This window comes from Pseudidiomarina marina, assembly GCF_003987045.1.
Taxonomy (GTDB): Bacteria; Pseudomonadota; Gammaproteobacteria; order Enterobacterales; family Alteromonadaceae; genus Pseudidiomarina; species Pseudidiomarina marina.
Map to the genome: position 1 here is coordinate 342,345 of NZ_PIPZ01000002.1, position 11,601 is coordinate 353,945.

Sequence of the window (11,601 nt, forward strand, 5' to 3'; positions counted from 1 at the left end):
GCAACGCACGTTGCCAGTAAAATTTGCCACGAAACGCAGGTTAGAAAGGATGCGTTACGCTACAAAATCGCATAAAATAAGTTCAATTTTTTGAATTTACTAAAAAACCACTGAGGATGTCATGGCCAAGCCACATACACCGTTAGCCCTATTGATTTTAGATGGTTGGGGTCATCGTGAAGCCGCTGAAGATAACGCCATTGCCGCAGCCCATACGCCCACCATGGATAAACTTTGGGCCACTCGACCACATACGTTGATTGATGGTTCAGGCATGGCGGTTGGATTACCTGACGGTCAAATGGGCAACTCAGAGGTCGGTCACGTCAATTTAGGTGCTGGCCGAGTGGTTTATCAAGATTTCACCCGCATTAGTAAAGCGATTGCCGATGGCAATTTCTTCACAAATTCAGCGTTAACTGGAGGCGTCGATGCGGCTGTATCTGCAGGTAAAGCAGTGCATATCATGGGCTTGTTGTCGCCAGGTGGTGTACACAGCCATGAAGATCATTTATTAGCCATGGTTGAACTTGCTGCTCAACGTGGCGCAAAACATATCTATGTACATGGCTTTCTTGACGGCCGTGACACCCCGCCGCGCTCGGCGGCCGCAACCATCGAACGGTTTGAAAAGCAATTTATGCAGCTTGGTGTGGGTCGCTTTGCCACGCTTTGTGGTCGTTATTTTGCCATGGACCGCGATAAGCGCTGGGACCGTGTCGAGCAAGCCTGGAAAGCATTAGTGCAGGGGCAAGCGCCATACCAAGTCGATAGCGCCAGTATCGCATTGGCAAACGCCTACGAACGTGATGAAAGCGATGAATTCGTGAAGCCAACATTGATTGGTGACGCCGCACCAATACAAGATGGCGATAGCGTGTTCTTTATGAACTTCCGTGCCGACAGAGCGCGTGAACTGAGCCATGCATTTTTAGACGCTGACTTCGATGGATTTGATCGTGGTCACGTGCCGCAATTATCAGCCTTTGTCATGCTCACCGAATATGCGGCTGACTTAAAAGGCCCGATTGCGTATCCGCCAGAAAGTCTCACCAACGTGCTTGGTGAATGGCTCGCCAAGAATGACTATAGTCAACTCCGCATTTCTGAAACCGAGAAGTATGCCCACGTGACGTTCTTCTTCAGTGGCGGTCGTGAAGAAGAATTTGATGGTGAGAAACGCGTTCTTATTCCATCGCCAAATGTCGCGACCTACGATTTACAGCCAGAAATGAGTTCAGAGCAATTAACCGACGCTCTTGTTGAAGCGATTCGTCAGCGTCAATTTGACGTGATTATTTGTAATTACCCGAATGGCGATATGGTTGGCCACACCGGTAATTTTGACGCGGCAGTGAAAGCCGTTGAGGCTGTTGATCGCTCCATTGCTCGTGTTATCGAAGCTTTGCAAGAGGTTGGCGGCGAATGTCTGATTACAGCAGACCATGGTAACGCCGAACAAATGCAAGATCACACTACCGGTCAGTCTCACACGGCTCATACGAGCGAACTTGTACCATTTATTTACGTCGGGCGTGACGCTACAGCACGTGAAGGCGGTACATTATCTGATGTTGCACCGACCATGTTGCACCTACTCGGTCTTGAGCAGCCGGCAGAAATGACTGGCTCACCAATTGTGACGTTAACTTCGTGAAGCGCGCACTTGTTGCACTCATGATTCTATTGTTGTCGCCAGCTAGCTGGGGACAACAGCCAAGTGCACAAGAGCAGGCGGCAACTGAAGCCCAGTTGGCGCAAATAGCTGAGGAACTAAAAAAGCGCGAAGCCGCCATTGGGCAACGCGCTGAGCGCCTAAGTATTACTGAGCGTGAACTTCGCCAATTAGAACAACAAATGGCAACCGTCGCGAACGAATTAAACGCAACACAACAACGCCTAGCCGACATTCGAGGTCGTATTAACGACCTTCAGCAACAAGAACAAGAACTCACCGCACAGCTCAATAAACAGCGCAAGTTGCTCGAAAAGCAGCTCGATATGGCTTATCGCATGGGTGAGCACGATTACTTAAAGCTCATTTTAAAACAGCAAGAACCAGCCAAATTCGAACGATTGCTTGGCTATTATGGCTATTTTAATCGAGCACGATTGCAAGAGCTCGATGATATTCGAATCACCCAAGAGCAACTGGCTCAGGTACAAGCCGACGTTGCCGATCAGCAACAGCAACTGGCGCAACGCCAACAGCAACAACGTCAGCAACAAGGTGTTTTGAAAGCCCAACAGACCGACCAGCAACAATTAGTTAAGCGGTTGCAACGTGAACAATCGGCAGACCAAAAACGTATTCAAGAATTACGCGACAACCAAGAAGCTTTGGAACAAGTGCTTGCAGCAATTCGAGCGGCACAGCGCGATGAGCCTCGCCTGGCTGGTTTGACGGAACGTAAAGGCAAAATGAGCTGGCCGACCGATGGTAAAGTTGAACGTTTATTTGGCCGTCAGCGCAGTGGTGGCGTCACCTGGAAAGGTGTGGTGATTAAAGCGGATGCGGGCGAACCGGTCAAGGCAATTGCCGATGGTCGCGTGCTATTTGCCAACTGGTTACGCGGCTACGGTTTAGTGATTGTGCTTGACCACGGCGACGGTTATATGAGTCTATACGGGCATAACCAGACGATTTTACCGGCCGAAGGTGACGTTGTCAGAGCTAATGAAACGATAGCCTTAGTTGGTCAGAGTGGTGGTCGTGAAGATCCTGCGGTATATTTTGAAATTCGTGTAAAAGGTGATGCGGTAAACCCTGTCAATTGGTGTCGCTAAATGACTACGTTATTTAAAATTGTGAGCATTGCAGCAGTACTCCTGATCGCTCCTGCTACCGTGGCGGAGGAGAAGGTATTACCACGTATTGCGATTGTGATTGATGATCTTGGTAATAGCCGATTCCAGCAGCAGTTTGCCCAACTTCCAGGCCCGCTAACGCTTGCCATGTTGCCACACACACCGTATGCCGAGCGCATTGCGCAAACCGCACAACAAAACGGTAAGGAAGTGATTATTCACATGCCTATGCAGGCATCGGCGAATGCCGACGCCGGTGCTGGTATGCTGTCGTCGGAAGATGATAAAGCTGAAACTATTCTGCTCATGGAGCAAGCGTTTATTCAGTTACCGCAGGCCGTTGGTATGAATAATCATATGGGCAGTCGTTTAACGGCGTTGATTGAACCGATGCAGTGGGTGATGGAACAGCTTGCGTTGCGTAACTTTTATTTTCTCGACAGCCGCACAACTGCGGCTACGCAGGCAGAGACTGTCGCCCGCGAGTTCGGTATTCCGGTTGCACGACGTCACGTTTTTCTAGACAACAATCCAGAACCTGCCGAAATTGCGTTGCGCTGGAAAGATCTGATTCGTCATGCTCACAAACACGGCGAAGCTATCGCTATTGCGCATCCGCACCTTTCCACACTTGAGTTTCTAAAAGAAGTTCTGCCCGATATTGAACGTCATTATGGCGTCAAACTTGTAGTCGCCTCATCCTTAGCTCAACGCCCCGATACGGAAACGATTCAACTCACCGAACACAAAGCGATTCCAAAGGAATTTATAAACGAAAAGGATATCTACCCAAATGAAAATTAAAACTATTTTTCCCATTCTAATGACGGCAACTTTAATGGGTTGTGGCGGTTCGAGTGACTCTAACGAAGGGACTGAGTTTAATGTCTCGGTTGAGTCGGCGCCGGTCTATTATGGATTAGGCATTCAATTCACACCAGCTTTGGCCGCAATCGCGACATCTGACAGTGGTCGTGAAATGTTTGCTGATAGTATTGTTGGTTTCGAACATGAATTTGGCACATCGTATGAGCTTCGGGTTGTTGAAAAAGATGTCGATACGGATAATGTCGCCGATAGCAGTGCCACATCTATCGAACTTGTTGAAATCATCAGTTCAGAGCCCGACGAAATTGGCACAAGTTACGTGTACAACGAAGTAACATTAGAAGGCAATCCATTTACCGCGAACGAAGAAACTGCTGGCGTATATGCGTTTTATCAGTATGAATTTTTATGTGCTGAGAACGTCGACTGTGATGGCCTTGTTGCCATAGCCGACAGTGGTGGTTTAGTCAGTGTTGAGTTTGAATATACCGGTGGTGAAGTTCCCATAACGCTGGTGTGGTGGAACTAAGAACTAATTACCAACCAAATAAAAACGCCGGCGATGAAGCCGGCGTTTTTGTGTTAGTGTGTTTTCTTTAAGACATTGCCATGCGTAGTTTCTTCATGGCATTCGCTTCGAGCTGACGTACCCGCTCAGCAGAAACCTGATATTTATCAGCGAGTTCTTGTAATGTGGTTTTATTTTCTTCGTCTAACCAACGTGCACGTACGATATCTTGGCTGCGCTCATCGAGTGTATTGATGGCTGACAACAAGCGGCGTTGCGTGTGGTTTTCCCACTGCTCATTTTCCACTTCTTCAGCTAAGTCTGAGCGTTTGTCTTCAAGATATTGTGCTGGCGAATAGGTGCTACTATCTTTTGCATCATCATCGTCCGAACTCAATTCGAATGCTTGATCATACGCGCTCATGCGCGCTTCCATTTCCAATACTTCGTTAGTGCTGACACCTAACGTCTCGGCAACGGTATTCACTTCTTCGTTGGTAAACCACCCTAAACGCTTCTTCATTTTACGTAAGTTGAAGAACAACTTACGTTGCGCTTTCGTGGTTGCAATTTTGACCATGCGCCAGTTTTTCAGCACATATTCATGAATTTCAGCTTTGATCCAATGTACCGCAAACGATACTAAGCGTACGCCAACCGCAGGGTCGAAACGACGTACCGCTTTCATGAGACCAATATTACCTTCTTGAATTAGGTCGGCTTGAGGTAGACCATAGCCTGAGTAGCTGCGGGCAACATGTACGACAAAGCGCAGGTGCGACATGATCAACTGACGTGCAGCTTCTAAGTCGTCCTGTTCCTGCAAGCGTGTCGCCAGCTCGCGCTCTTCCTCTGCCGATAACATAGGAATGCGGTTCACTGTCGAAATGTACGCCTCTAAGCTGCCACTCGACTGTGGAACAGCTAATGCCATACTAGTAATTTCAGAGCTCATGCAACAACATCCTCTCTCACTGGTGTCTGCACAACATTATCCAGACACTGCTCAGACCACTTTAAGGTCTAATAGTTCCCTCATTCTAGCAAAATTAACGCTGCTGACAATGACTGCTTTGGGATGAATTTTGATCACCTATTTTACCCATATGGGGATAGATTATTGCGGTTCAATGGTACGAACGTGTTTTCTTACCGCAATATACGAACCTAATAATCCCAAGCCAATTGCCAGTAACCATAGCACCAGCATTTCGTTAAATGTAAGCCCAATTAGGGCAAACTGGCTTTCATACAATTCACTAATGTCAGCAACGGCGCCAGAAATCCATAAAATCATTACGGCCGTTGCAAGCCACGCGATCAATCCACCAACAAAACCGTACCAAACACCGGTATACAAAAATGGACGTTGGATATAACCGTCGGTTGCACCAACCAGCTTCATCACCATAATTTCATCGCGCTTGCTATTAATATTCAGGCGAATGGTGTTACCTACAATCAGCACCACCGCAATACACAGTAACGCTGCTAGTGCTAACAAACCATCGCGCACTAAGTTCAATAAGGCCTCGAGGCGCTGCAGCCAATCTAAATCAAGTCGTACTTGCTCAACCTCACGTTCATTACGCAGTTGCTGAGCCAGTTGTTGTGCCTGAACGGTGCCGCGCTTGTTGGCGACCGGTAGCACTAACAACACATCCGGCAACGGGTTATTGGTTAACGCATCAAGCGCTTCACCGAAACCTGAGCTTTCTCGAAACTCTTGTAACGCTTCATTTTTGTCTATCCAACGAACGCTCTCAATATCGTTCGATAAGCTCAAACGCTTATGAAACGTTGACACTTCTTGTTGGCTTAAATCTTTGCGCAAAAACAACGTAATTTCCGAAGCATGTTGCCAATCAGCACCAATGGCTTCGGTATTTTTAACCACCACATAAAGCGTTGCTGGTAGCGTCAGACTCAGACCCAACACCGCCATTGTCATCAGGCTGGCCATAGGGTAACGCGCTAATTCACCTAAACTGGCCACGGCTTGCTGCAGATTGTGCACCCAAAACATGACAAAACGACGAAAGCCCGAAATATTGACTTGTTGTGCACCTTGCTGGCGAGAACGAAACAGTAAACTCATGGCTTAGCTCTCCTGCAAACCATCGTTAATCATACGGCCATCGCGCAACGTGAGTGTGCGATAACGTAAGCGAGCAATGAGTCCTAAATCGTGCGTCGCAATCAGAACCGACACCCCAACACGGTTGAAATCCTCAAATAATCGAATGATTTCCATCGATAATTTTGGATCAAGGTTGCCTGTTGGTTCGTCTGCTAACAGCAACGGTGGTTTATTCACAACCGCACGGGCAATACCGACACGTTGCTGCTCACCGCCCGATAACATCATCGGGTAGTGACGTACTTTATCGCCTAATCCCACCTTCTCCAGCGCTGCATGCACACGCTTGCGCGCTTCTTGCATGCTATAGCCTTCTATTAACAGTGGTAACGCAACGTTATCAAATACCGTTTTGTCCATCAGCAAGCGGTGATCTTGAAAAATCATGCCGATGTCGCGGCGCGCATATGGAATTTGGCGCGAATGAATACGCTTGAGATCGTGTCCGTTGATCATCACACGGCCTGCTGTTGGCCGCTCCATCATACTAATGAGCTTGAGTAAGGTACTTTTACCAGCGCCAGAATGACCGGTTAGAAAAGCCATTTCGCCCGGTTCCAGGTGAAAGCTGACATTGTTCAATGCCTGGAAGCCGCCCGGATAGGTTTTACTCACCTGCTCAAATTTGATCATGATGGTTGTGTCTCTTTCAGTTCGCGTTGAAATAAGGCATCAACAAACTCTTGCGCATCAAACGGTCGCAAATCGTCTATTCCCTCGCCCACACCAATGTAGCGAATTGGAATATTAAATTGGTCGGCAATAGCAAAAATTACACCGCCTTTCGCCGTACCGTCCAGTTTAGTTAGTGTAATACCACTCACGCCAACTGCTTCAGTAAATAGTTTTGCTTGGCTAATCGCATTTTGCCCGGTGCCGGCATCTAATGTCAGCATCACTTCGTGCGGAGCGTATTCGTCCAGCTTACGCATCACCCGTACCACTTTCTTCAGTTCATCCATCAGATGTGCTTTATTTTGCAATCGACCAGCGGTATCCGCAATCAACACATCAACACCGCGCGCTTTAGCTGCTTCAACAGCATCATAAATTACCGATGCGCTATCAGCACCGGTATGCTGAGCAACCACCGGAATGTCATTGCGCTGTCCCCACACTTGCAACTGCTCGACCGCCGCCGCACGGAAGGTATCCCCAGCCGCTAGCATCACCGACTTGCCTTCGCGCTTAAATTGCTGGGCTAACTTACCGATGGTTGTGGTTTTACCGACGCCGTTAACACCCACCATGAGAATCACAAACGGGCCTTCATGGTCGTTTGGAATGGTTAATGGTTGCGCCACCGGTGACAAAATTTCAGTCATATCTTGCTGTAAAAGTTTAAACAGCTCGGCCGAATCTTGTAATTGTTTACGATTCGCTTGCTCGGTCAAACGCTCGACAATTTTGAGCGTTGTCGGTACACCAATGTCGGCTGTTAACAATTGAGTTTCGAGCTCCTCAAACAGCTCATCATCAATTTTCTTATCTTTAAAAATACCCCACAAACCGTCGCCAATCGCGGATGACGTTTTCCGTAGTCCTGCGGTTAAACGCTTCCACAAGCTCGGCTTTGACTGTGTTTCTGGTTGCTTCGCAACTTCAGCAGCTTTCGATTCAGCGGTGACTTGCGCACAAATTTCAGCGGCATCAGGCGCAGCCACCTCGGCTACTGACGGCTCTTTTGGAAGTGCCTCTGATGCTATCGGATCGGCCTCTTGCGACTGTTGCTCTTGCTGTTCTTGCTGCTCTTGCTCTTTCTCTACCGACGCTGATTCGGCTTCGTTCGGTTTATTTTTGCGAAATAACGAGAAAAAAGATCCTTTGGCCATGCCTGCTTTACCTTTGGAAGTTCACTGCTGCTCGGTTTACAATGGCACACAGTTTAACACGTCAAATAAAAGAAGGCTTACTTTAGCATGCCGCGAAGCTCGTACAAGCAGAAAAGCGCTCCCCATCATGACGCCAAGCAACGTTCGCACAAAGGTGCAGGCGAACTGCGTATTATTGGTGGGTTATTGCGCGGCCGAAAGCTCGCTATCGCGGATGTACCGGGCTTACGACCAACCACCGACAGAGTTCGCGAGACGCTATTTAATTGGTTGCAGTTTGAGTTAACCGATAGCCGTTGCATTGATTTATTTGCCGGTAGCGGCGCACTGGCTTTTGAAGCCTTATCGCGCGGTGCCAAACAAGTTATTTTAGTTGAGAAAGACGCGCAAGCGGCTAATTTATTAGCCCAACATGCGGCGAAGTTATCTGCTGCGGTTACCGGACAAGCACTTGTGCAACGTGGCGACGCCCTGCATTTTTTACAACAACAACCCGACGCAAGCTTTGATGTGATTTTTGTCGACCCACCTTTTGGCATGGGGCTGGCTGACGATTGTCTGTCGCTTATTGCGCAGAACAATTGGGTGAGTCGTGGCAGCTGGGTGTATGTAGAAACTGAGCGCGCGATTCATCCGCAAGTACCGGCAACGTGGCAATTACACCGTGAAAAGTTTGCGGGACAAGTAGCGTTTCGCTTATATCAGGTGAATTAATTTACTTTTATTAACAAGGGTATTTCATACATGGGTATTGCAGTTTGGCTTGGGCGACTTATTTTCGCTGTAATTTGGGGCGTGATGCTGGCAAATATTGTGGCGCCATTCGAAGGCAAAGGCTTCGCATTCTTTCTATTCTTAATGGTATTGCTGATTGCCCTACACTTACTGCAGCTGCTGATGTTCGCAACGGTTTACAAAGAACACATTCAATGGCGACGCGGCGATTATTGGCAAATCATATTTTTTGGCGTGATTGGCTGGTTAGCCATTGTGCGTGCACAACCGACACGCACCCAAGCTCAGCCAGAGCAAACGAACGGCAAACCGTAGTTATTCGTCAGCCATACTCACACCAATATTTGAAACGCCTTCGTCAGCGACCATGTCGCGAACCTGGCGCACCAACTCTTGGCTTGGTTGCGCTTGCGTTGCAGCCAAGGTTTCTAGGTAATTGAGAATGGCTTGCTGCACTTCAATTTCATATTGAACCAGCTCATGTTCGCGTAGGAGCTTTCGTCGCTCTTGCGCATCCATGTCAGCACCTTCGGTCAGCTCCAAGAATTTCGCAACACTGGCCTGCGAAACCTTTGCCACACTCACCAAATCAGCGCTATTCTGATCCATTAGCCCTTGTAATAAGGTGCTAATGGCCGTGCACGCATCCATGGCTGGGTACACGCCGAGCATATCGTGACCATGCTCGCTTGGCGTCACCTCGTCCACTTTTTCTTGCCAGCGTGAAAAGTTGACTTTCACTGCTTTCCCTTGCCACGCCCAATCCCAACATGCATTGAGTGCGCCTTGCAGTGGTTTTGGATCACCAAAGCCAGTAACATGGTGGAATAGTTCGTAATTTGGCACCATGCGTTGGCATAAGTATAAGGCCATGACGGTTTGGTATGCTAAGGGTAAGGCGCGGATGCGCTCAAACGTGTTTAAAACCATAAAAACCCCAAAGACGTTAATCGTTAATCGTTATTGGTTATTCGAGACGCTTTTTTCTAATAACGACGAACGAATAACGAATAACGTTTTTCTGTTGAGGTAGTATACGCTTTATGACTTTGCAACTCGACTCTTCTTCCATTCAAGCGGCAGCAAAATTAATTGCGCCCATGGTTCGACGCACCACCGTGCTGGTTAGCCTGAAACTCAATGACGCGTTAGGCGCGCAAGTGTGGCTGAAATGCGAGCACTTGCAGCATACCGGCGCATTTAAATATCGTGGTGCCTGCCATGCGCTGTTGAAACTGACGGAAGCTGAACGTGCGCAAGGCGTCTATACGGTGTCATCGGGGAACCACGGTGCGGCTTTGGCAGCGGCTGGGCAACAACTTGGCATCAAGGTGCGGGTTGGTGTTGCGGCGAACGCATCTGCGGTGAAACGTGCCAACATGGCGAAGTATGGTGCTGAGTTAGTGACTATAGAGCCGGGAATGGCAGCTCGCGAAGCCTTTGTCGCTGCGCAGCGCCCAACCGGACGGATATTTATTCCACCTTATAATCATGCCCATATTTGGCAGGGACAAGGCACCGCAGCCTATGAATTACTGCAAGAGCAACCAGAGCTTGATTGTGTGATTGCGCCGCTTGGTGGTGGTGGTTTGTTAAGCGGCACTTCGGTCGCAGCCAAAGCGCATGGTGTGCCGCAGGTATTTGGTGTGGAACCTGAGCTTGCTGCTGATGGTGAAGCGTCGTTTCGAACAGGTGTGCTGCAGCCTGCCATGCCACCACTGAGTGTTTGTGATGGTCTGCTAACGAGTGTCGGCGATCAAACCTTTCCGATCATTCGCCAGAATGTGGATGATATTTTGTTGGTTTCGGACAGCGAGGCGCTGGCTGCACAAAAGCTGGTGTTTGAATTAACCGATCAGTGGATAGAGCCTTCATCGGCAACGGTAATTGCCGCTATTCAACGTTATTCGAAGTTATTCAAAGGGAAGCGTATTGGGGTGATTATTAGCGGCGGCAATATTGCACCGCCGGCAATCATTTCATAGTGAACTGATTAATTATTTCGCGAACAGCTGACCGAGGTCGTTAAACGCCTTAAATTCCAGTGCATTACCGCTGAAATCATAAAAAAACATGGTCGCTTGCTCACCAGGCTGACCCTGAAAGCGTATGTGCGGTTCGATCACGAACGCAATGCCGGCCGCTTTTACTTTTTCAGCCAGAGCATGCCAATCGGCCATCGTTAATACCACACCAAAATGCGGAACCGGCACATCGTGCCCGTCCACTGGGTTGCGATGTGCAACACCTGCGCGATCTGGCGCGAGGTGCGTGACGAATTGGTGACCAAAGAAGTTCCAATCAACCCAGTGTTCGCTGCTACGGCCTTCACTTAGCCCTAAAATTTCGCCATAAAACTCACGTGCTTTTGCGATATCGTGTACTGGCACGGCTAAATGAAACGGGCGTAAAGACGACGAAGACATAGAGACAGCAAACTCCAATGTAGTTATTTAATGCAGTTATTTAATTGGCACCATCGGGGTTGATTTGCGCCACATACGCACACCAACAGCAACCATTAATACCATCCAGTTGACCGGCGGTACGAGTCCACAAAGTAATACGGCGAGCATATTCCACAACGGTTGGCGCTGATACTGTCCCACCAACACATAAAACAACAATGCCGCCACTAACCCTTGTAAAAGAAACAGGCTAATAGGCATATTTTGTTCCTTGTTTATTCTGTTTTTATTGTGGGAATTAGCCTACCGTATCTTCATGAAATTGTAAAAGAGTGTTAATGC

At 48.4% G+C, this 11,601-nt stretch carries 14 protein-coding genes; 7 read left to right on the forward strand and 7 right to left on the reverse strand.

Going from position 1 to position 11,601, the window contains the following annotated elements:
- The first annotated feature begins 121 nt into the window (after positions 1 to 121).
- The 4 genes from gpmI to CWI76_RS07290 are packed head-to-tail and all read left to right on the forward strand — an operon-like array spanning position 122 to position 4,165.
- Entirely contained in the window at positions 122 to 1,657 is a 1,536-nt protein-coding gene (gene gpmI / locus CWI76_RS07275; protein WP_126759677.1) for a 2,3-bisphosphoglycerate-independent phosphoglycerate mutase, read from the forward strand.
- Positions 1,654 to 2,787, forward strand: coding sequence for a murein hydrolase activator EnvC family protein (locus tag CWI76_RS07280; protein WP_126759678.1), 1,134 nt, complete (start codon positions 1,654 to 1,656; stop codon positions 2,785 to 2,787). The genes gpmI and CWI76_RS07280 overlap by 4 nt, the downstream gene beginning before the upstream one ends.
- Entirely contained in the window at positions 2,788 to 3,612 is an 825-nt protein-coding gene (locus CWI76_RS07285) for a divergent polysaccharide deacetylase family protein (protein WP_126759679.1), read from the forward strand.
- On the forward strand, positions 3,602 to 4,165 hold the full coding sequence (locus CWI76_RS07290; RefSeq protein WP_126759680.1) for a DUF4377 domain-containing protein: 564 nt from the start codon (positions 3,602 to 3,604) through the stop codon (positions 4,163 to 4,165). The genes CWI76_RS07285 and CWI76_RS07290 overlap by 11 nt, the downstream gene beginning before the upstream one ends.
- 67 nt (positions 4,166 to 4,232) lie before the next feature.
- Here CWI76_RS07290 and rpoH read toward each other — a convergent pair whose 3' ends face one another.
- From rpoH to ftsY, 4 genes are all read right to left on the reverse strand, one after another.
- Positions 4,233 to 5,099, reverse strand: coding sequence for an RNA polymerase sigma factor RpoH (rpoH, locus tag CWI76_RS07295; protein ID WP_126759681.1), 867 nt, complete (start codon positions 5,097 to 5,099; stop codon positions 4,233 to 4,235).
- A 162-nt stretch (positions 5,100 to 5,261) separates the two neighbouring features.
- Entirely contained in the window at positions 5,262 to 6,242 is a 981-nt protein-coding gene (gene ftsX / locus CWI76_RS07300) for a permease-like cell division protein FtsX (protein ID WP_126759682.1), read from the reverse strand.
- Positions 6,243 to 6,245: 3 nt separating this feature from the next.
- Positions 6,246 to 6,917: a cell division ATP-binding protein FtsE gene (ftsE, locus tag CWI76_RS07305; protein WP_126759683.1), complete on the reverse strand. Its 672-nt coding sequence runs from the start codon at positions 6,915 to 6,917 to the stop codon at positions 6,246 to 6,248.
- Positions 6,914 to 8,116, reverse strand: a complete 1,203-nt coding sequence (ftsY, locus tag CWI76_RS07310; RefSeq protein WP_126759684.1) for a signal recognition particle-docking protein FtsY — start codon at positions 8,114 to 8,116, stop codon at positions 6,914 to 6,916. Before ftsY ends, ftsE begins: the two co-directional genes overlap by 4 nt.
- A gap of 87 nt (positions 8,117 to 8,203) precedes the next feature.
- Here ftsY and rsmD point away from each other — a divergent pair, with 87 nt between their 5' ends.
- A complete protein-coding gene (gene rsmD / locus CWI76_RS07315) occupies positions 8,204 to 8,830 on the forward strand; it encodes a 16S rRNA (guanine(966)-N(2))-methyltransferase RsmD (protein WP_126759685.1) in 627 nt (208 codons plus the stop codon).
- Positions 8,831 to 8,860: 30 nt separating this feature from the next.
- Positions 8,861 to 9,166 carry a DUF1145 domain-containing protein gene (locus CWI76_RS07320; protein WP_126759686.1) on the forward strand — a complete coding sequence of 102 codons (306 nt, stop codon included), beginning with the start codon at positions 8,861 to 8,863 and terminating at the stop codon, positions 9,164 to 9,166.
- Here CWI76_RS07320 and CWI76_RS07325 read toward each other — a convergent pair whose 3' ends face one another.
- Positions 9,167 to 9,781, reverse strand: a complete 615-nt coding sequence (locus CWI76_RS07325; RefSeq protein ID WP_126759687.1) for a YjaG family protein — start codon at positions 9,779 to 9,781, stop codon at positions 9,167 to 9,169.
- Positions 9,782 to 9,894: 113 nt separating this feature from the next.
- On the opposite strand from CWI76_RS07325, the gene CWI76_RS07330 reads away from it, so the two are divergent.
- Complete coding sequence (locus CWI76_RS07330) at positions 9,895 to 10,836, forward strand: pyridoxal-phosphate dependent enzyme (protein WP_126759688.1); 942 nt, start codon at positions 9,895 to 9,897, stop codon at positions 10,834 to 10,836.
- Between the two features lie 12 nt (positions 10,837 to 10,848).
- Here the strand turns inward: CWI76_RS07330 and CWI76_RS07335 are convergent, their stop codons facing one another.
- On the reverse strand, positions 10,849 to 11,277 hold the full coding sequence (locus CWI76_RS07335) for a VOC family protein (RefSeq protein WP_126759689.1): 429 nt from the start codon (positions 11,275 to 11,277) through the stop codon (positions 10,849 to 10,851).
- A gap of 36 nt (positions 11,278 to 11,313) precedes the next feature.
- Entirely contained in the window at positions 11,314 to 11,520 is a 207-nt protein-coding gene (locus tag CWI76_RS07340; RefSeq protein ID WP_126759690.1) for a hypothetical protein, read from the reverse strand.
- Between the last annotated feature and the right edge of the window lie 81 nt (positions 11,521 to 11,601).

Coding starts and splice junctions, on each gene's coding strand:
- ftsX (WP_126759682.1), bottom strand. CDS start 6,242: ATGAGTTTACTGTTTCGTTCTCGCCAGCAAGGTGCACAACAAGTCAAT.
- CWI76_RS07320 (WP_126759686.1), top strand. CDS start 8,861: ATGGGTATTGCAGTTTGGCTTGGGCGACTTATTTTCGCTGTAATTTGG.
- ftsE (WP_126759683.1), bottom strand. CDS start 6,917: ATGATCAAATTTGAGCAGGTGAGTAAAACCTATCCGGGCGGCTTCCAG.
- gpmI (WP_126759677.1), top strand. CDS start 122: ATGGCCAAGCCACATACACCGTTAGCCCTATTGATTTTAGATGGTTGG.
- CWI76_RS07290 (WP_126759680.1), top strand. CDS start 3,602: ATGAAAATTAAAACTATTTTTCCCATTCTAATGACGGCAACTTTAATG.
- CWI76_RS07330 (WP_126759688.1), top strand. CDS start 9,895: ATGACTTTGCAACTCGACTCTTCTTCCATTCAAGCGGCAGCAAAATTA.
- CWI76_RS07325 (WP_126759687.1), bottom strand. CDS start 9,781: ATGGTTTTAAACACGTTTGAGCGCATCCGCGCCTTACCCTTAGCATAC.
- CWI76_RS07335 (WP_126759689.1), bottom strand. CDS start 11,277: ATGTCTTCGTCGTCTTTACGCCCGTTTCATTTAGCCGTGCCAGTACAC.
- rpoH (WP_126759681.1), bottom strand. CDS start 5,099: ATGAGCTCTGAAATTACTAGTATGGCATTAGCTGTTCCACAGTCGAGT.
- CWI76_RS07340 (WP_126759690.1), bottom strand. CDS start 11,520: ATGCCTATTAGCCTGTTTCTTTTACAAGGGTTAGTGGCGGCATTGTTG.
- CWI76_RS07285 (WP_126759679.1), top strand. CDS start 2,788: ATGACTACGTTATTTAAAATTGTGAGCATTGCAGCAGTACTCCTGATC.
- rsmD (WP_126759685.1), top strand. CDS start 8,204: ATGCCGCGAAGCTCGTACAAGCAGAAAAGCGCTCCCCATCATGACGCC.
- ftsY (WP_126759684.1), bottom strand. CDS start 8,116: ATGGCCAAAGGATCTTTTTTCTCGTTATTTCGCAAAAATAAACCGAAC.